We start from the raw sequence: 19,456 nt of genomic DNA, 5'->3' as shown, positions 1-19,456 counted from the left end.
TCATCGCTACAAGCATTAAACAACTCTTTGGAGAACAATAGCAACTTGGGTTATACTATAAAATCCACTTGAGCACGATCTGAAACAGGGTCATTCAATTGTAGGTTTTTTGTGCTGTGTTTTTCGCAATGGTTAATAATTAATACATGCTATGTTAAAAATCTAAGCAAATCCAAATCAAGATATTTCGCAGCGTTTCGCTAGATTTCGCAGCATTTCGCTAGAAGAAGGTTTTCACACCGGATCCTAAAAAAAGACGTAAAATCCAATGATTTCTTAAAATTGAATGGCTCTGCGATCTGAAAGAAAATCACGTGACTTTTTTCTCGTTTCGGTGTATACTATTATCGCAACCCCACAAAACGGTTAGAAAGTAGTTTTGCCGCACCTGATAAGGACAAAGGAAATGCCCACCCGACATCCACTTCTGGAAATTTCGGAAATTGATACCCATATCGAAGCATACTTGAATCAGATCGGAGAGATCACGTATCGGTTTCCTGAGCACGATTCGAGATGTCAATCCTTCCGGGTAGTGACGGACAACCAACGTTGGTTCGTCAAACACGGCAACATCCGACAAACCATCACGTGGCTCAAGCAGGCTGTGCGTTTCCACGCCGCCGTCCAGCACGAGGCACTCCCTCGATTGCATAACGCTTTCGCTACACCCAATGGATTCACACTCGTCTACAATTGGGTAGATGGCGAGGGGTTACGTCCTGAAAGGGAACTGCGTCCCGATGAAATACACCCACTTGACAGGTTTTGTGCGTTGCCAGCAACTGAGATCATTGATGCCCTCAACGTCATCTATGATGTTCACGTCCTTATTGAAAGACAGGGGTTTATCGCTGAAGACTTTTACGACGGTTGTATTATCTATGACTTTGAGGAAAAGCGGATACATCTCTACGATTTCGACCATTACCATCCAGCGCCTTTTATAAACGATCAAGGGCGGTTGTATGGCTCAACTCGGTTCATGGCACCCGAGGAATTTCAGAAGGGCGCAAGAATCGACGAAAGGACAAACGTCTTTATGTTAGGGCGGACGGCGTTCGTGTTGATCGCCAACAACAGCGATTCACAAGACGACTGGAAAGGGAACAGTGCCACATGGCACGTCGCAAAAAAAGCAACGCATATGGACAAACAGTTGCGATACCCATCAATCCAAGCGTTCGTTTCAGCGTGGCACGCCGCGATTGCATGTACAGCATAGCATCGAAACCTAAGCCCGCAACATCGGCGCGGGTGTCTCGAATACGAAGCACATAAAAGTTTTAACCTACGTCACTTACCCGCAAGGTAAAATTAAGAAATCCGCAAGGAACAATTAAAAATGCAAAAAATTACGGATAACGAGATTCAATTCTTCAACGATAACGGCTATCTCATCCTGAAAGGTGTAATCCAACCCGATGAACTTGCCGTTATACAACGCGAAAGTCAACGACTGATTGATGAGATTTTGGCGGGTGGACCCGCGGATCCATGGTGTAATCGTGGACCTGAGGGGATTCCTTACTATCTGACCTATCTACACTCGCACCCGAACGAGTTCTCCCTGCGACTCTTGGGACACCCGTTCATTGGGGATCTGCTGCATCGGATCGTCGGACCCGATTTTATCCCGTGCTATGAATCTTTAGTCTTTAAACTGCCGAAACACGGTTCTTCTGTGCGATGGCATCGGGACGGCAATGCAATCCGTGAGAATCATCCGATCTTTAACATCGACATCTACATAGATGATTCCACCGTTGATAACGGATGTGTCTGGGTTATCCCGAAGAGCCACCTTTGGGGGATCGAAGAGGCGCAGGAGATTATTGACAGGGGTGAAGCCAATTTTGAACGTGAAGACGCAGTGCCAGCAGAAGTTGAACCCGGGGATATTCTGCTCCACCATACCAAAGTCTTGCACGGCAGTAAAATTAACACAAGCGGAACGCTTCGGCGGGTGATTTACTTCGATCAACGGACACCGCGGTGGAACCAACAGTATAAATGGTGGGAGTCGGAGTTCTTGACGCAACGTTGTAAACTCTATCAACGCGCCCTCCACGAACGCCGGACAAATCCGTATCCCTCGGATACCGAGCAGTTTGGTTATACAGTGCCATCGGATATGCCGACATGGGATCCAGCGGACGATTTCGATCTGCGGATTCAGCACCGTGCCTATACGTCTCAGGAGTAGGACAAAGTTTTTATAGGTGCCGTTTGAAGCCGGGTCTATAAGGAATTGAGTTGACCGCTACGCGGACACGATAGGAGATAAGCGATGAACGTACTACTTGTAGGGGGTTCGGGACACGTTGGGACGATGACGCTCCCTTACATGAAGAGCCATCACAATTTTCGAGTCCTTGACCTTAATCCGCCCAAAGACACCTCTGTTGATTACATCCAAGGATCCGTTACCGATCCCGATATCGTGCAGGAAGCGTTGAAAGGGATGGACACGTTTGTCTACATGGTGATGCTGCAACCCACGAGCGATCGGTCCTCTGCCGCTGATTTTAGCGACATTGTCGCGAACTACGAGGTGAACGCGAAAGGACTGCATATCGTCCTACACGCCGCGAAGGAAGCAGGCATCCAACACGCCGTCTACACGAGTACCTTTACTGTGCATGAACGGACACGAAACAATTTTCCCTATGAGGATGTCGTTCCGCGAGATAACCCGGGTGTCTATGGATTAACCAAGGGTTTCGGCGAGCAGGTCTGCGAATACTTCGCGCGGGAACACGGCATGTCGCTGATCGCGCTGCGGATCACGGGTCCCTCTACACGTGAACAGTGGCTTGAGCGTTACAATCAACCTAAAGATTCATCGGTGCATATCTGGTGGACGGATGAGCAGGATTTGGCGACCGCATATCTCGCCGCTATTTCGGTTGAACACGAGGGGTTTGACGCTTTTTTCATTGCGGGAGATCATGAACAGAAGGAGATTAACCTCTCGAAAGCGAAACGCCTGCTCGGTTGGGAACCCTTAACGCATACACGTGTGTGAACAGTGTGAATGATTCCATAATTTGACAAAAACCGGATTGTATGATAGAATATAATACTGCCAAACCGAAAGTCTACGTTGAAACAACAGTCATTAGTTACTTGGTCGCTTGGATTTCAACCCACGATCCTCTGCACACCTATGGAACTTATTGAGGAAATTCAAATGAAAGAGAAACCGGATACACACATGGATCCTGTCTTAGAAGAGTGTTACCGAATGAAAGAAGCGTTCGCTGCTAAATTCAAATCTGCACAGGAACTTGATGATTATTTAGTAGCAGAAACGAAAAAAAACAAAGCACTCGGTTGGAAATATCTGCCGCCACCACCGTCCCGAACCGAATCAGGTAAAAAAGACTAACTTGTTCACACGAAGGAAAAATTGCCTATGACGCACCCTGAACTCACCTTAACCGAACGTCGTCCGTTCTACACCCAGCGTACAGATACATGGTGGTTACAACCGTTAGCTGTATTTGCCGGGTTGGGACTCTTCATCGTTTATGCGACCTTTCGGGTTTTTGAAGGGACCCACTTTTTTTACGGTCCCTACTTGTCCCCTTTCTATTCACCCTTGCTTTTCGGGACACAAGAGGTCGCACATAGCGTTGAGCACAGTTGGTTCGGTATGATGCCGGAATGGATGCCGGGTCTCATTACGCCAGCTGTCCTTATTTTATGGGCACCGCTTGGGTTTCGCTTTACCTGCTACTACTACCGGGGGGCGTATTACAAAGCGTTCTGGGCAGATCCACCCTCTTGCACGGTATCAGAACCGCGTAGTAACTATAGAGGCGAGCACTCCTTTCCATTGATTATACAAAATATTCATAGATACTTCCTTTATGTTGCAATCATTATTGTGGGTATCCTTGCTTACGACGTATGGAAAGCACTCTGGTTTGATGATGGGAATGGTGGAAAAACGCTCGGCATCGGTGTAGGGACTATTATCTTAGCAGTCAATGTCGTCCTTTTAGGTGGATATACCTTTGGGTGTCATTCTTTACGTCACTTAGTCGGTGGAGTTGTTGATCTGCTCTCTAAAGCACCAATTCGTCGACGGGCGTATAATTGTGTGACCTGCTTGAATGAGCGACACATGCTCTGGGCATGGATGAGTCTCTGTTGGGTGGGTTTTTCGGATGTATACGTCCGTTTTATAGCACCCGCACTCGGTCAGGACTGGATTACATTTTGATAGTAGAGAAGAAAGAGGAAGTATTAGCGTGACATCTTACGAAACTCATGAATATGATGTATTGATAATCGGAGCGGGTGGTGCTGGACTTCGTGCAGCAATTGAAGCCGCCGCAGGTGACCTAAAAGTAGGGCTTGTGTGCAAATCTTTGCTCGGTAAAGCGCATACTGTTATGGCAGAAGGTGGCGTTGCAGCCGCTTTGGCAAACGTCGATGAAAGAGACAGTTGGCGTGTGCATTTCGCTGACACCATGCGCGGTGGACAATATCTCTCTAACGCACGAATGGCGGAACTCCATGCGAAGGAATCACCCGATCGAGTGCGCGAGCTCGAAGCCTGGGGTGCCCTGTTTGACCGCACACAGGAGGGGGGTATCCTTCAACGGAATTTCGGTGGACACCAATACCCACGTCTTGCACACGTCGGTGATCGAACTGGATTGGAAATGATCCGCGCCCTGCAGGATCACGGTATCCATCAAGGTATTGAGGTGCACATGGAGAATACCGTGGTTTCGCTCCTCAAAACCGGCGAAAGGGTCTCAGGGGCATTCGGTTACGAACGTGAAAAAGGACGGTTCAAAATCTTCTCCGCGAACGCGGTTGTTTTGGCAACGGGAGGTGTTGGGAAGGCATACAAGATCACAAGCAATAGCTGGGAATACACGGGCGATGGACATTCCCTGGCATACAACGCCGGAGCGGAACTCATAGATATGGAGTTCGTCCAATTCCATCCGACGGGCATGGTGTGGCCCCCCAGTGTCCGGGGTATCTTGGTCACGGAGGGCGTGCGTGGCGAAGGGGGTATCCTCACAAACAGTGAGGGCAAACGTTTCATGTTCGATGACATCCCAGAACTCTATGTGAACCAGACAGCGGATAGTCCTGAAGAAGGCTGGCGGTATACGCAAGGCGACCGAGAGGCACGCCGTCCTCCGGAACTTCTCACACGCGATCATGTCGCACGGTGCATCGTCCGGGAGGTTCAAGAGGGGCGTGGAAGTCCACACGGGGGTGTATTCTTGGATATCGCGTGGATTAAGGAAAAAATCTCGAGCGCTCCAGAGCATATCCGCAGAAAACTGCCGAGTATGTACCATCAATTCAAGGAACTTGCCGACATTGACATCACACAGGAACCGATGGAAGTCGGTCCGACAACGCACTATATCATGGGCGGCATTCGGGTCGATGCGGATTCACAGATGACAGCGGTTCCAGGACTCTTCGCTGCGGGTGAATGCGCTGCGGGATTACACGGTGCTAACAGACTCGGCGGTAATTCACTGTCCGATCTACTCGTCTTCGGTAAACGTGCCGGGGAATACGCCGCACAGTTTGCGGAGGAGAACGAAGCAGTCCCACTGGATACAGCAGAAATTGATGCAATCGCTGCGCATACACTCAAACCCTTTGAGAACCCAGCAGACGATGGCAGTGGTGAAAAGATGGGACCCTATGACATTCAGGCACAACTCCAAGAAAAGATGCAGGAACTGGTAGGTATTGCCCGAAGTCAGGAAAGCCTCACGCAAGCCTTGGAAGAGATCCAAAACCTCCGTGAGCAGGCTGAGAACGTTCATGCTATCGGTAATCGGGAGTACAACTCCGGATGGCATACCGCCCTTGATCTCGACTGCTTAATCACAATCTCTGAATCGATTGCACTTGCAGCACTTGAGCGTAGGGCAAGCATCGGTGCGCATTCACGGGACGATCATCCAGAGAAAGAGGAACCCGGCGCAGGAAAATATAACACCATCGTCAATAAGGCACCCGATGGCACAATGGAGATTCGCCGCCAACCGGTTGATGAACTCCGAACCGACCTGCGGGAAATCATAGACGAAATCGGATGATTTTTAATTTATTGCTCCTGGGCTGCGCTCCATTTCATTACGCGCAGGTTTTTGGTGCGTTTCAACTATATTTGAGAGCATTGGTGTTCCTTATATCTTAAACCAAGTTTGTAGCCTGCAACAACGGCGCAGGGTGTTTTTGCTTAGGTATTTCTGCGTATTTCTGCGTATTTCTGCGTATTGTTGCAGGCTGCCGCCTTAGATAAAATTAAAAGCCGTAGCCCGTAAGCGTAGCGGAGGGCGGATATACGGAAGAGACCGTAAGATTCCAAACCTACCTCAACGAACCGCAAGGTAAGATTAAAAAACCGCAAGGAAAAATTAAAAAATGGCGAAAGCAACTTTTAGAATCTGGCGTGGTAATGCGGACGGCGCGGAATTTGTCGATTACGACACCGAGGTGTCCGAAGGGATGGTGGTTTTAGACGCCGTCCACCGTATCCAAGCCGAGCAGGCAAATGACATGGCGGTGCGATGGAATTGTAAGGCAGGAAAATGCGGATCCTGCTCCGCCGAAATCAACGGGCAACCGAAATTGATGTGCATGACACGCCTCAACGATCTGTCCCTGGATGAACCCGTTACCGTCGAACCGATGCGGGCATTCCCGCTCATTAAAGACCTCGTTACAGACGTATCATGGAACTTCAGAGTTAAAGAGAAGATGAAACCCTTCACGCCGCGACCCCCTGATGCCGAAGATGGCACGTGGCGGATGGAACAGGAAGACATTGATCACATCCAAGAGTTTCGGAAATGCATCGAATGCTTCCTCTGCCAGGATGTCTGCCATGTCCTCCGAGAACACGATCTTCATGACGAGTTCATCGGACCGAGATTCTTCGTTTACGCCGCTTCCTTGGAAATGCACCCAATTGACACCGAGAACCGACTCGAAGAATTGAAAGATTCGGATGGTATCGGGTATTGTAACATTACCAAATGTTGCACAAAGGTCTGCCCAGAGCATATCACGATTACGGACAACGCCATTATTCCGCTCAAAGAACGGGTTGTTGACCAATTCTACGATCCGATCAAAAAATTGTTCCGTGTCTTTAGTCGTTGAGAGATTTATTTGTGCCCCTAAACCACAGTGAAGCGAATCACTATGCTCAAATTCGTATAGCAAAAAATCTCTTGACAGATATAATCCGGAGATGTTAAAATCATGGGAACCAGCAAAAATGATATTTTAAGAGTTGGTGTGATTGGGCCCGGCGGTGCAGGACGGGGAAACACACTCGGTTTCGCAACACGTCCCGACGCTGAAATCGTCGCCGCTGTGGACACCCACGAAGCGAGTTTAGACGCTTTAGAAACTGCGCTCCAAGAACGGGTTGATGGCTATAAAGCGAATAGTTTCAACCGTTACCTCGGTGAATACGAGTTCGTGGAGATGCTCAATCACGAAGATCTGGATATAGTCGGTGTATTCTCGCCGCACTCCCTTCACGATATTCACACGAAATACGCCCTCCGCGCCGGATGCCACGTTATCGTCGAGAAACCGATGGCGAATGTCGTTGGCGATGCAATCGCTGTAACCAAGCTCGCAATGGGCAGTGGATTACATCTCGTGGGTGGGTATCAACGTCATTACGAGGATACCTACATGGCAGCGAGACGCGCTATCGCTGAAGGACGCATCGGTAACCTCCGGAAATTTGAGGTCTACATGGCACAGCGGTGGGGTGCCGGTGGGTGGCGCGGGGATCCACGCTTCTCTGGCGGTGGGCAGCCGAATGACTCAGGAAGTCACCTCCAAGATATATTCTTATGGATGACGGGGACTTTACCTGCTGAGGTTTACGGGACAACTGATATGAAATTTGAGGACGACGATGGAAACCTTGTTCCAAAGTTCGTTGAAATTAATTCCTACTCTGATGTCACGCTCGATAACGGTGCCGAAGGCACGATCACTATCCTCGGCAACACGCGCGTTGGGTTTGAAGAATGGGTAATTCTGGAAGGGGATGCGGGAACGATCGAAATTAAAAACGGCATCCATTACACACCCAAAAATGGCGAACCCACACCCCTTGCTTATCCGCGTCCAGAAGGGTATCCCCGCAACAAGGTCGATCAGCTCGTCGGGTTGGTAAAAGCCGAATACCAGACAAATTACACCTCTGGCATCAACGGGATACGCACCAGTTGGTTGACAAATGCCATCCTTGATGCCGGTAAGGGGCCCGACCCAAAAAATAGGGTGAATTGTGACGACCTCATTCAGAAAGAGGGATACACTCGGCAAGATGTCCTAGAATTGATTGATGAATGTGCATCCAGATCATGTTATTAAACACGGATGCCTATTCACCTAGGGGTCTTTGAACCGAGCCAATAAGAAGAAAGGAGAAAGATCGTGAAATTTTCAGCACAACTCGCAATCAAGATGTATGATCGCTGGCAAAGACTTGCTGTTAAAAGTATGCAGTATGGCTCGCTTGTTGCTACTGTTTTGATAGCAGCGATCCAAATCAGTTGTGTAACGGGTAGTGCGCTGCGCTCCGCAGAAAAACTCGCTGAACAGAAAGACTACCGAGGGGCAATAGCGGCGTATCAAAGTGTTGTGGATACCAAACCCGGCACACCCGAAGCACTTCAGGCACAACTCGCTATCGGCAAAATTTTTACTGATCAGATGGATCAACCCGCAGAGGGCATCAAAGCCTATGAAGCCGTCATTGCCGATGCACCGAAGGATGATGTAGCCGCTGAGGCGCATTATGAACTCGGGATGTACTATTTCCGGCAGGAGGATTATAAAGCCTCTCAAACCCAATTTGACGCGATTATCAACAATTTTCCGAACCTTGAATTGAGCCACAACGCCCAACTGATGCTGGCGAAAAGTTTTGAAGAGGCGAAGGACTTTGAACAGGCGGTAGAGGTTTTCGATAACTTCGCAAACCGGAACCCGCGCAGTCAACGCGCAGCACTCGCTATTGCCAATAAAGGACGGATTCAACGACAATACCTCAAAAACGAAGATGAAGCGAAACGCACTTATCAATCACTCGTTAAAAGATATGGTAAGGTCGAAGGTGCCGAGAAAGAGATTGAGATAGCGAAACAGGAACTGACCGACCTCAAAGCCAGAATTCCAGAGCCCGACGACCCACTGGCAACACAGCTTGACAGAGCCTATGCACAGCGGGACGCACGGCGTGAAATGGACCGACCGCGCGGCGGTGTTGAGAAAAGTCGCGCCATGGGGAATATCAATGCTCAAATCGCAGATTCTGGGTTCGGCGTGAGCGCATCAGAGGTCATGCGGAATTTCGGCGGTCAAGGCGGGATCTCAGGCGATGAACAAGGCAGTTACTATGATGCCGAACTCATGATTGCCAACTTCTTCTACGGGGATGAAAACTACCGTGACGCAGGCGCCCTGTATTTCGATGCAATCGCCCGTGCAGAATCGGCGAATGTGAAACTTGACCCATATACCTACCTCAAACTCTCGATTTGTTATCGAAAAGTCGGGATGCATCAACGAGCGCGAGAGGTCCTCAAGAAAGCTGCCAGCCGAGATGGTGGCGTCATTCAAGCCGTCATCGACACCGGACGCAATCACTACACTTCCGAATCGTATGAGAAAGCGATAGAGACCTACAATTCTGTTCTTGGAATGGCGCGTGCCAAAGACTCCGAGATTTACTGGTTGCTCTCGCTGGCACACAAAAAGTTGGGTGAACCTGAGAAAGAACGCGAGGTCCTTGAAAAGTCTGTTGCGGCGAACACACAGAATTTGGATGCGTTGCAAAGCCTTGCTGAAGTCCTCCATTATCGGTTGAAGGATCGGAAAGCCGCTGCAATTTTTCAGGATCTCGTTGATCAGAAAGGTGATTCCTACATCGGGTCTAAAACCCTCGGTGACCTCACTTATAAGTACGGGAATTATGTGCAATCCCGTGCGAAGTATAGAGCCGCCGCGCGGACAGCAAAGCGGTTACTCAACAAATCGGAAAGCAAGGTCGAACAACAAAAACTTCGCAATCAGGTCGTTTATGCGACGATCCTCGCTGCACAGGCAACTTACCACCTGAAGAAATTGGAAGACGCTCAGAAGATGATAGATGAACTGGCAGTAGAGTATCCCGAACACGCCTTAATTCCTTACGGTAGGGGTGAGTTGGCACTTTTAGACGGGGACGCGGAAACCGCTGTTGCTGAATTCAAAGCCTCGATTGAGAAAAACCCGCTTTCTGATATTCCACTGATGGCACTTGGCAATTATTATGTCTCACAAGGGTTTAATGACGACGCTATTGCCCTTTGGGAAAACTACTTGGCGAAAAATCAGTATAACCAGCAAGTCCGTCGCAGCCTGACGCAATTGAAAGGTGAAGGCGCAGAATAAGTTTGGTGAAGTGCGTGGTTTTCCAACCGCGCACGCCATCCTAATTTCAGAAGAATCCGTGTTTTTACAAAAAAACTTGACCTTTTATTAGCAATTGTGTATAATTAACAATGAAGGTCCTTAACTTCCTAAGCGCAAGCACGCTTTAAGGGTGCAATTCGCAGCTTCCCCTGATGAAACAGTGTAACCCCCGAAAAAAGCGTATAATTATTCTATAGCATTAGCTCCGATTCCATTTTAACCTCTATTTTGCCTCCTGTTTTAGCGATAGTTTTCAAACTGCGTCCCTGTTTTTCACAGGTCGCACATTTGAGTGGAGACAAAGAATTCGCTGGGTAGTTAAATGGACACTGTGGTGGAAAGATTACCTTGGAACCGGGCACAATGAGGAGTATTTGAAACTATGGAGAGCTTGGACATTCGCAAGCTCCAAGAAATGGAGTTCTCGGAACTCAAAGACTTTGCCTTGACTCTCGGAGTAAACGAATACAACGGGTCTCGGAAAGAGGAATTGATTAACGAAATTATAGAGGCGAAATCTGAAGGGGACACCCAGTTTTACGGCGGTGGTGTCTTGGAAATCCTTGATGACCGCGACCAGCACTACGGCTTTCTCCGTTCATCGCGCTCCAATTATTTGCAGAGTAACGAGGATATTTATGTGTCCTCCTCGCAAATTCGACGATTCGATTTACAAACCGGACACGTCGTTGAAGGGGTAATCCGTCCTCCAAAGAAGACGGAAAACAAAGCAGAACGCTACTTCGCAATGTTACAGATTGAGAAGGTTAACGCGGAAATACCGGAAGCCGTCAAGCAGAAAATCCTTTTCAATAACCTCACGCCTATTCACCCGTACCAAAAATTGAAACTTGAACATAGTCAGTCAGAGTACGGGACTCGCATCGTGGATCTCATAGCCCCAATTGGAAAGGGACAACGCGGGTTGATTGTCGCACCCCCTTATAGTGGGAAGACCACGCTACTCAAGAATATTGCCGCCGGCATTGAAGCAAACCACCCCGAAGTCATTCTCATCTTTTTGTTGATTGATGAGCGGCCCGAGGAGGTTACAGATGTCGCTCGCTCCGTCAAAGGAGAAGTCATTAGTTCTACTTTCGATGAGCATCCCGAACGGCACATTCAGGTCGCAGATATGGCGATTGAAAAGGCGAAGCGGTGGGCAGAGTACGGAAAAGATGTCGTCGTTCTGTTAGATAGCATGACCCGACTGGCACGGGCGCACAATGTGATGACACCCCACAGCGGAAAAACGTTGTCCGGGGGCTTAGATGCAATGGCGTTTGTGAAGCCACGTCAATTCTGCGGCGCAGCTCGGAAATTTGAAGAAGGTGGAAGTCTAACGGTCATTGCATCGGTACTCGTTGATACGGAAAGCCGGCAAGATGAATACATCTACGAAGAATTCAAGGGCACTGCCAACATGGAAATACACATGGAGCGCTCTTTGTTAGATCTCCGTATCTATCCACCGATTAACATCGAAAAGTCGAAAACACGCCGTGAGGAACTCTTATTGGCACCCGATGTTCTTAACAAGGTCTGGGTGCTGCGGAAATTCACGAGTCAGATGGACGACGCAGAGTCGCTTGAGATGCTCATTGGGCAATTCAGCAAGACGGGTACAAACGCAGAATTCCTCCAACGAATGGTGGACAATGCGACTTACAGTAATACGTCAGTGAGAACGAATGCGCGTTCAAAGCGATCAGCCTGAGTTTCTATACATCTACGCTTCCGCGCCGCAGCAGCGCGGGCCCAAGAATATGAGAGAATCGTAAATTACGAATCCAAAGGAGTACATTATGAAAGCCGGAATACACCCAGAACTGGTGGAATGCGTCGTTACATGCGTTTGCGGCGCGGTCCATAAAACACTCGCTACCCAACCAACGATGCGAGTAGATGTTTGTGGGGAATGCCACCCATTCTATACTGGACAACAGGCTCGATTTATCGACACTGCCGGACGCGTTGAAAGTTTCCGCCGACGTTACGGACTCACCGAGACAGGACATACGCAAATTGTCTGAAAAAGCCGTTATCTTAGTAATTTAACCCCCTCCCACCCTTGCTGGCGAGGTTTCCCAACCTCGCCAATGTATAGATAATTGTTGGTATCACTATAAAATCTTGGTAAGCTAAAGTGTCTAGCTTGAAACGAAGTGGAAAGCGGATTCACTAAAGGAACGTCTACTCCCGAACCTACTTGCTTTAACCGCAAGGAATAATTAAAAAATGTTTGAGAAACTCAAGGATATTGAAAACAGATACGCTGAAGTCGAAAAAGCACTCGGAGACCCCGCGCAAATTTCAAATCAACAACGATTAATGGAGTTATCTAAAACGCACGCGGAACTCTCACCAATTGTGTCCACCTATCAGGAGTATCAGGAGTTAGAATCTGCCCTTGACGATACGCTGCTCCTCATGGAAGTCGAAACGGATGCGGAGATGCTCGGATTAGCGCAGGAAGAGTTAGATGTGCTCACTGCCAAAAAAGAGCAACTGACTGAGGCACTTAAGGTGCTTCTGGTTCCAAAAGATCCGAACGATGCGAAAAACGTCATTATCGAAATCCGAGCGGGGACCGGTGGTGAGGAAGCCAGTCTTTTCGCAGCCGAATTGTTTCGGATGTACACCCGTTATGCTGAACGTCAGAACTGGCGGTTGGAACTCCTCAGTTCAAACGCAACCGGCTTAAAAGGATTCAAAGAGGTCGTCTTCTCAATTGTAGGGCAGAACGCATACAGTCAACTGAAATTTGAGGGCGGTATACATCGGGTGCAGCGAATTCCTGCTACTGAGGCAAGTGGACGCATTCATACATCTGCCGCCACCGTGGCGGTTCTCCCTGAAGCCGAGGAACTCGATTTGGCGATTGATGAGGCAACCGAATTACGTATTGATACCTACCGATCTTCGGGACCCGGCGGGCAAAGCGTTAACACAACCGACTCCGCTATTCGGATTACCCACTTACCAACGGGACTCGTTGTGACATGCCAAGACGAAAAGTCTCAACATAAAAATCGTGCAAAGGCGATGAAGATTCTCCGGGCCCGCCTCCAAGAGCAGAAACAATCTGAACTGAACAATGAGAGAGCCGAAACCCGTAGGTCTATGGTTGGCAGTGGCGACAGAAGCGAAAAAATTCGGACCTATAATTTCCCACAATCTCGGGTAACTGACCATCGGATCCAATTCAGTTCCTATCAACTTGATTCCGTTTTAGATGGTGTGCTACAGACCTTTATTGAACGGCTCACAACTGCCGATCAAGCGGAAAGGCTGCAAGAGGATTAAAGCCTCCAGTTAAGGAACACGAAACTATGCCGAGTAAAATGTGGAGCGTAGTGGATCTTCTCGATTGGACAACCGGGTACTTCCAGCAACACGGCATTCCAAATCCGAGATTAGATGCCGAAGTATTGCTGGGGCACTTGCTAAAAAAAAGTCGCCTGCAGCTCTATCTCCACTTTGAAATGCCCGTCTTTCAAGAACACCTCACACCCTTCCGAGAGTTAATAAAAAAGAGAATCGCCCACACCCCTGTGAGTTACCTCACGAATCGCAAGGAGTTTATGTCCTTGGATTTCTATGTGGATGAACGGGTCCTCATTCCACGCCCGGAAACAGAACAACTCGTTGAGACCATCCTCACAGCAGAAACCGAAAATTTCCAACGTTTACTGGAACTTGGGACAGGGAGCGGTGTAATTGCGACCAGTCTGGCGGTGCAACAATCAGAGTGGGAGATCGTAGCAACTGACATCTCTGAACCCGCCCTCGCTGTTGCTCGGAAGAACGCTGAAATACACGCCTGCACAGCGCAAATTAAGTTTTTGTCTGGAGACCTGTTCGAGCCAGTAGCGGTAATATATGCGAATGCCGACGCACAATTTGATTGGATAGTCTGCAATCCCCCCTATATCAAAAATACGGAGCGTGATACCTTGAGTCCGGATGTCCGGGACCATGAACCGGAAATCGCCCTCTTTGCGGGAGATGACGGGCTTGACGTTATTCGTCGATTAATTGCGGAGGCACCCAAATATCTTGCACCCATGGGAAAACTGATCCTTGAGATCGATGCAACACAAGCCAATACCATTCGGACGCTGTTTGAGGCTGAGTCTGCCTACGCCACGTATGAATTGTTCAAGGACTATGCAGGGAAGGAACGAATTGTTCTGGCAAGTGTCCCATAGAGACGCATTTTGCGTTTTTTATGCTGCTATAGGTGCGTGTTTTGGCGGGATTCAGCTAATTTTTATCCATAAATTTTAAAAAAACTTGTTTTTTCTTGACATATTTTGTGAAAATAGTATATAATAAATTAACTCTCTTCTCATAAATCTATGAATCAACGTTAGTAGTGCGTTAATTCTCCACGGCGTGCCACTCTTTTCTTTTTTTGAAACGTTATAGAATTCATTAACGTTACATTGTATAGCCTGCTGAAAAGGATCCTTATAGGCGAAGGAGCAGATTTGAATGGCGCGCCAAATATCTAATGACTTATCTGCTGTCGAAGATACCTATCTCGCGACGCAAGCGAAAGCAGGCAACGAAGCCGCGTTTAGGCAATTGTTCGACAAGCATTATAAGTGGGTTTATAATAAAGCCTACCGAATGCTTGGAAATTATCAAGATGCTGAAGAGGTCGCCTCGGATGTGTTCGTCAAAGTTTGGCAGAAGTTGGGCAAATGGGATACAGAGCAAGGTAGTTTTCAGGCGTGGTTAAATACGGTAGCGCGAAATACGATTATCGATGCGATACGGAAGCGGGACAGGATTCGGGAACACCCCCTCAGTGGTTCACCCGATGAGGATGAACAACCGCTGAGTAAATACGAAGACCCGCGCCCGGGTCCCGAACAGGAATTAGAAGCCTCAGAAGCGCAACAGATTTTGGAGAGTGCCCTTGAACAGGTAACGAAACCAAATCATCGGATTGCGTGGATGTTACGGCACTTAGAAGGCTATAGTATCGCAGAGATTGCCCGCATTCTCAACCGCAAGGATGGCACTGTGAAAATCTGGATTTTTCGGTGCACCGAGGAATTGCGGAAGATTCTGATTGCAAAAGGCATTCAGTGGATATATTAATTGGAGGATTAATTTATGCGCTTCTGGAAGATATGGCGGAGGGCCGGCATCTCGGCAGATGACTTGAAAAAGGCTGAGATGTTGGAAGCTTATACGTGCTGGCTGAAAAATGAGAGGCTATCACGTAAGCAGAAACGTCTTCTAAAGGAAATTAACAACTTTCCGGACCTTCAGCCATTGAAGCAATTAATAGACTTCTCATACTACCGCTTTGAGGAGAGAGAGAACGTCATACCGCCGCCTGGTGCCGAGCAACGCGCCCGCGAACGTGTGATGGCAGAAATTCGAGGTGAAGCCGTAGAAGCCGATCCTGTAGATGTAGAAGGGCTCGAACTGCAACCCAGTTATAGCTTACAGGGGATGGGCAATGAAGATACCGAAATCTCACAGGTTGGGGCATCTTTACCGGACGCCGAGGCACTGCAGAAATGGGATACGCAACAACCCGTTGAATCCCCAGAGCTGTTAAAGCGTTACAACGCAATTCGGACGCTTTCTCGTATACACGTCCGATTTGAGCAGAAGGATGACGAAGTCTACGTCACGGATTTGGGGAGTTCCGATACGACTTACCTTGATAACGCACCCGTTGAAGCATCGACCCGTATTCAGGACGGTTCTACGCTGAAATGTGGGAAAATTAGTTTCAAAGTCGTTGATATTGAACGGTCATGATTTTACTGGGAGAGGGATTGTGTTGTGCATTGAAGGATACACCTTTAATGCACCACCGTTCTTTATGAAGGTTGTGCACGTTGGACATACCAATTCATTGGCATTATCACATTTTCAACAGGCAGCGCTTAGTTATGGACAGGCGTGTTATGTTGAAGCGATTCACCACTATCTCGCTGGCTTGAAATTGGGGACAGCACGGCATCACTATATCTATGCCGACCTCGCAAAAGCATACGAGATGGTGGGAGAGTGGGATACGGCATTGGCGTGCTTAGACATCGCGCTGCGATTATGTCCTGATTCGCCGACGGCTCTTAGGCGGAAAGCACGCATTCTTGACGAAAAAGCGTGTTATAATACACTTATCTGTTTGGATGACTTTAACGAACTACCCCCTCTACAATTCCTTGAACAGTTACAACTCTGTCCCGCGAAGTTCCCTATACAGGTTGTCCGTTCCGAATTTTTCGATCTCACGTGTCATTCCGAAATGAACTCACAGACAATCTGGAACCTCTGTCGCCTGATTTATCGAACTTATTCGGAATTGGGCGAAATGTTAGGGTACTATCCCGCTTCACCCGTCTCTATATCGATCGCAAATACGAACGGACGGGCGACCTCTCAACATTCAATGCCAAAATGGGCGAGTGGGTGCTATGATGGCGGCATCCGTCTGGCATACTGCGCAGCGGGGGAGCCAGTGCTCAGTATCTTATATGCGCTGTTACGACATGAATGGGTCCACTTGTTGGTTCATCATGTAGCACACGGGCATTGTCCTGTATGGCTTGACGAGGGACTCGCACAAAGCATTGCCCGACCTATGTTTGAATCTGAACGCCGTGACTTCCAGCAAGCCGGTCAGATGAACCGTTTACTCCCCTTTGCCCTATTGAATAAACCGTTTAACCAACTTCCCACAAAATATCGGAAGTTGGCGTATATCCAATCCACTGCAGTCGCGGAATTTCTCATCCAGCAGTTCGGTCTCCCCAAAATTCGCAAGCTGCTTCACCAGTTAGGCAACGGCACGCCGATAGCGATTGCAATTGAACATGTCTTTGGGTGCGGTTTGACAGAGATCCCTTTTCTGCAAGAGAGCAAATAGATACCCAACCCAGTTTTTTAATTTTCCTTGTGGTGCGGTCAGGTGGGTTTGAGGTTTGACGCTTCTCGGCGTAGACCAAGCAAAACACCCCGCTATTCCGTTACCGGCTGCAGGTTTTGCAACCCCGCCTTCTGATCGACGATTGCTGATCACCAAGGCTTATAGATAAAAAGATGACCAAACTCGATATCGGTATTCTCATTCTTGTTGGATTGGCAGGTATAAGTTGCTATCGTGCAGGTTTCACCCGGAGTGTATGGGGTATATTCGTCATCGGCATCGGGTTCTTTACTGCCTGTCAATTTTGGGGGCAACTTGCGGTAGTTATCCAGAAGTTGGTAGCCAATCCGAGTTGGGCGAAGTGGCTGAGCATTGTTGCTATTGTACTGATCGTCTCTATTCTGGTGGACTCCCTTTTTGAGCGGATTCAGCGGATTCTCGAAAGCGGTGTTTTGGGATGGGTGAACCATCTGCTCGGATTCGGCTTCGGTATCGTTTCTGGTGGACTTGTTATAGCCTTCGCACTCATCCTTTTCAACGCTTATGGTCCCGATGGCTTCAAAAACGAGATTGCGAATTCTCGAGTTGCCCCATACCTTACGGATGTCGGAAATAGCGTTTGGGCAATTAGCAAGGAGCATGTGCAAAAGCAACTTGATACCGAATGAAAGTCTTCCTCTCCGTTTTAGGGCGATATGGGCGTGTCGCTTGTGCCTTGTCGCTTATTTTTTTATGTGCATTTCCGGTACCTGCTGAAGCTGTAGAGTCCTCTTTTGCGGATTCACTCTTCCAAGAAAGGGATTATCTCAACGCCGCTCACGAGTATAAGCGACTCCTCTTTTTAAATCCCGATGCCCCTCAAATTGATTTCATAGCGTTCCGTGTTGCCGCCTCCTACCAGAATGCAGGCAAATTGGAGAACGCAATCCGCGCCTACCAACTTCTGATTGATACCTATCCGAAAAGTGTTCTTGTCGAGCGCGCGAAAAACAATATTGCGCAGTGTCATGTTCTGTTAGGCGATAGCGAGCAGGGGCTTGCGTCCCTTAAACGGTTCCTTTCAGAACATAAGGAGAGCAGTTTAGCGCCCCGCGCACACTTTACAATTGGAATGCTCCATGCAGATAAGGGAGAATGGACACAAGCGAGTCGCGTGTGGAGCGACGTATATTCAACCTACCCCGATACGCCTTTCGCTGAAGTGAGCGATAGATTGGCGCGGAGGATAAAAAACGCTGATACGCTTCCGCACCGTTCGCCGACGGTCGCTGGTGTGTTTTCAGCGTTAGTGCCGGGAAGTGGACAGGTTTATACCGGGAGAACGACTGACGGACTTTACACCTTTGTGGGTATGGTGGTATTAGGGAGTGCGAGCTTCTATTACGCCGACCAAGAGCGTTATGAAGTTGCGATACCTGTCGGGGTGCTGAGTCTGTTTTTCTATGGGAATGGTATCTATCAGAGTATTCAATCTGCGCGGGTCTTCAACGTCCGACACAAGGTACAATTTCGGAACCGACTGCAACAGGAAATTCGGGGTTCGGGGTTATTCGGAGCAATATCGCCTTTAAAAGACAAAATGGAATTAGTCGTATGGAAGCATAGGTTTTAATCTCAAGCTCCTTCATCTACAGTTAGGGACTTGCGAAAGAGCATTTAGATCCCATAGGTTTTGTACTGCACGCGGTTTTTTAGACCACTCCCTAAAGGAACTAAAGTTTGGACAATTTTAAGAATTAAGATGCATTAAAGCAGAAAAGCAGGTATCCTTTCATAAACATAACGCTTGTTTTGAAAGGAAAGAAACAATGCACCTGCTTCTCCACTTAGAAGGTATTCTATCAGAGTTTCGGTTTATGTTCAACTCCCAAAACTTTGCGCTTTTCCAAGCGTTCATCTATGGATTTATTACCCACACAGGTTCAGGCACCTTGACGCAACTTTACCAAGCGAGTGGTTCCCAGACGCGGTATTGGTCTTTTCCAAAGTTCCTGTCGCGAGGGAGCTGGGACCCGGATGCTGTCGCTGCACATCTGATAAAATATCTTCAAGCGATATTTCCACAATGGG

Annotated in this window: 19 protein-coding genes; all 19 read left to right on the top strand. The window is 48.3% G+C overall.

The window, feature by feature from the left end; translation table 11 throughout:
- Nucleotides 1-406 precede the first annotated feature (406 nt).
- Nucleotides 407-1,225 carry a serine/threonine protein kinase gene (locus F4X88_04885; GenBank protein ID MYA55613.1) on the top strand — a complete coding sequence of 273 codons (819 nt, stop codon included), beginning with the start codon at nt 407-409 and terminating at the stop codon, nt 1,223-1,225.
- Between the two features lie 120 nt (nt 1,226-1,345).
- Nucleotides 1,346-2,206, top strand: coding sequence for a phytanoyl-CoA dioxygenase family protein (locus F4X88_04880; protein MYA55612.1), 861 nt, complete (start codon nt 1,346-1,348; stop codon nt 2,204-2,206).
- An 84-nt stretch (nt 2,207-2,290) separates the two neighbouring features.
- Nucleotides 2,291-3,028 (top strand): NAD(P)-dependent oxidoreductase, encoded by a 738-nt coding sequence (locus F4X88_04875; GenBank protein MYA55611.1) that lies wholly within the window; start codon nt 2,291-2,293, stop codon nt 3,026-3,028.
- A 165-nt stretch (nt 3,029-3,193) separates the two neighbouring features.
- Nucleotides 3,194-3,391 carry a hypothetical protein gene (locus F4X88_04870; protein ID MYA55610.1) on the top strand — a complete coding sequence of 66 codons (198 nt, stop codon included), beginning with the start codon at nt 3,194-3,196 and terminating at the stop codon, nt 3,389-3,391.
- Nucleotides 3,392-3,418: 27 nt separating this feature from the next.
- Complete coding sequence (locus F4X88_04865; protein ID MYA55609.1) at nt 3,419-4,231, top strand: succinate dehydrogenase; 813 nt, start codon at nt 3,419-3,421, stop codon at nt 4,229-4,231.
- A gap of 28 nt (nt 4,232-4,259) precedes the next feature.
- Entirely contained in the window at nt 4,260-6,092 is a 1,833-nt protein-coding gene (locus F4X88_04860; GenBank protein MYA55608.1) for a fumarate reductase/succinate dehydrogenase flavoprotein subunit, read from the top strand.
- A 328-nt stretch (nt 6,093-6,420) separates the two neighbouring features.
- A complete protein-coding gene (locus F4X88_04855; protein ID MYA55607.1) occupies nt 6,421-7,161 on the top strand; it encodes a succinate dehydrogenase/fumarate reductase iron-sulfur subunit in 741 nt (246 codons plus the stop codon).
- A gap of 102 nt (nt 7,162-7,263) precedes the next feature.
- Nucleotides 7,264-8,400 carry a Gfo/Idh/MocA family oxidoreductase gene (locus F4X88_04850; GenBank protein ID MYA55606.1) on the top strand — a complete coding sequence of 379 codons (1,137 nt, stop codon included), beginning with the start codon at nt 7,264-7,266 and terminating at the stop codon, nt 8,398-8,400.
- 63 nt (nt 8,401-8,463) lie between these two features.
- Complete coding sequence (locus F4X88_04845) at nt 8,464-10,464, top strand: tetratricopeptide repeat protein (protein ID MYA55605.1); 2,001 nt, start codon at nt 8,464-8,466, stop codon at nt 10,462-10,464.
- A 412-nt stretch (nt 10,465-10,876) separates the two neighbouring features.
- Nucleotides 10,877-12,202 carry a transcription termination factor Rho gene (locus tag F4X88_04840; protein ID MYA55604.1) on the top strand — a complete coding sequence of 442 codons (1,326 nt, stop codon included), beginning with the start codon at nt 10,877-10,879 and terminating at the stop codon, nt 12,200-12,202.
- 88 nt (nt 12,203-12,290) lie between these two features.
- The gene (gene rpmE, locus F4X88_04835; protein ID MYA55603.1) at nt 12,291-12,518 is read left to right on the top strand and encodes a 50S ribosomal protein L31; all 228 of its coding nucleotides are present in this window, start codon (nt 12,291-12,293) and stop codon (nt 12,516-12,518) included.
- A 205-nt stretch (nt 12,519-12,723) separates the two neighbouring features.
- Nucleotides 12,724-13,791: a peptide chain release factor 1 gene (prfA, locus tag F4X88_04830; protein MYA55602.1), complete on the top strand. Its 1,068-nt coding sequence runs from the start codon at nt 12,724-12,726 to the stop codon at nt 13,789-13,791.
- A 26-nt stretch (nt 13,792-13,817) separates the two neighbouring features.
- Nucleotides 13,818-14,696, top strand: coding sequence for a peptide chain release factor N(5)-glutamine methyltransferase (gene prmC / locus F4X88_04825; GenBank protein ID MYA55601.1), 879 nt, complete (start codon nt 13,818-13,820; stop codon nt 14,694-14,696).
- 286 nt (nt 14,697-14,982) lie between these two features.
- Nucleotides 14,983-15,597, top strand: a complete 615-nt coding sequence (locus F4X88_04820; protein MYA55600.1) for an RNA polymerase sigma factor — start codon at nt 14,983-14,985, stop codon at nt 15,595-15,597.
- A 15-nt stretch (nt 15,598-15,612) separates the two neighbouring features.
- A complete protein-coding gene (locus tag F4X88_04815; GenBank protein ID MYA55599.1) occupies nt 15,613-16,272 on the top strand; it encodes an FHA domain-containing protein in 660 nt (219 codons plus the stop codon).
- A gap of 19 nt (nt 16,273-16,291) precedes the next feature.
- Nucleotides 16,292-17,386 (top strand): tetratricopeptide repeat protein, encoded by a 1,095-nt coding sequence (locus F4X88_04810; GenBank protein MYA55598.1) that lies wholly within the window; start codon nt 16,292-16,294, stop codon nt 17,384-17,386.
- Nucleotides 17,387-17,559: 173 nt separating this feature from the next.
- Nucleotides 17,560-18,054, top strand: a complete 495-nt coding sequence (locus F4X88_04805; GenBank protein ID MYA55597.1) for a CvpA family protein — start codon at nt 17,560-17,562, stop codon at nt 18,052-18,054.
- A complete protein-coding gene (locus F4X88_04800) occupies nt 18,051-18,998 on the top strand; it encodes a tetratricopeptide repeat protein (GenBank protein ID MYA55596.1) in 948 nt (315 codons plus the stop codon). The genes F4X88_04805 and F4X88_04800 overlap by 4 nt, the downstream gene beginning before the upstream one ends.
- A gap of 196 nt (nt 18,999-19,194) precedes the next feature.
- The coding region (locus F4X88_04795) for a hypothetical protein (GenBank protein MYA55595.1) at nt 19,195-19,456 on the top strand (262 nt) is incomplete at its 3' end.

The organism is Candidatus Poribacteria bacterium, from assembly GCA_009839745.1.
Classification (GTDB): Bacteria; Poribacteria; WGA-4E; order WGA-4E; family WGA-3G; genus WGA-3G.
Note: the sequence above shows the minus strand (reverse complement) of the source record. Positions and strands in the feature narration are given on the sequence as shown.

What these genes read in the sequence shown, in the direction of transcription:
- F4X88_04885 (MYA55613.1), top strand. Translation starts at nt 407, where the DNA reads ATGCCCACCCGACATCCACTTCTGGAAATTTCGGAAATTGATACCCAT.
- F4X88_04880 (MYA55612.1), top strand. Translation starts at nt 1,346, where the DNA reads ATGCAAAAAATTACGGATAACGAGATTCAATTCTTCAACGATAACGGC.
- F4X88_04875 (MYA55611.1), top strand. Translation starts at nt 2,291, where the DNA reads ATGAACGTACTACTTGTAGGGGGTTCGGGACACGTTGGGACGATGACG.
- F4X88_04870 (MYA55610.1), top strand. Translation starts at nt 3,194, where the DNA reads ATGAAAGAGAAACCGGATACACACATGGATCCTGTCTTAGAAGAGTGT.
- F4X88_04865 (MYA55609.1), top strand. Translation starts at nt 3,419, where the DNA reads ATGACGCACCCTGAACTCACCTTAACCGAACGTCGTCCGTTCTACACC.
- F4X88_04855 (MYA55607.1), top strand. Translation starts at nt 6,421, where the DNA reads ATGGCGAAAGCAACTTTTAGAATCTGGCGTGGTAATGCGGACGGCGCG.
- F4X88_04850 (MYA55606.1), top strand. Translation starts at nt 7,264, where the DNA reads ATGGGAACCAGCAAAAATGATATTTTAAGAGTTGGTGTGATTGGGCCC.
- rpmE (MYA55603.1), top strand. Translation starts at nt 12,291, where the DNA reads ATGAAAGCCGGAATACACCCAGAACTGGTGGAATGCGTCGTTACATGC.
- prfA (MYA55602.1), top strand. Translation starts at nt 12,724, where the DNA reads ATGTTTGAGAAACTCAAGGATATTGAAAACAGATACGCTGAAGTCGAA.
- prmC (MYA55601.1), top strand. Translation starts at nt 13,818, where the DNA reads ATGCCGAGTAAAATGTGGAGCGTAGTGGATCTTCTCGATTGGACAACC.
- F4X88_04820 (MYA55600.1), top strand. Translation starts at nt 14,983, where the DNA reads ATGGCGCGCCAAATATCTAATGACTTATCTGCTGTCGAAGATACCTAT.
- F4X88_04815 (MYA55599.1), top strand. Translation starts at nt 15,613, where the DNA reads ATGCGCTTCTGGAAGATATGGCGGAGGGCCGGCATCTCGGCAGATGAC.
- F4X88_04805 (MYA55597.1), top strand. Translation starts at nt 17,560, where the DNA reads ATGACCAAACTCGATATCGGTATTCTCATTCTTGTTGGATTGGCAGGT.
- F4X88_04800 (MYA55596.1), top strand. Translation starts at nt 18,051, where the DNA reads ATGAAAGTCTTCCTCTCCGTTTTAGGGCGATATGGGCGTGTCGCTTGT.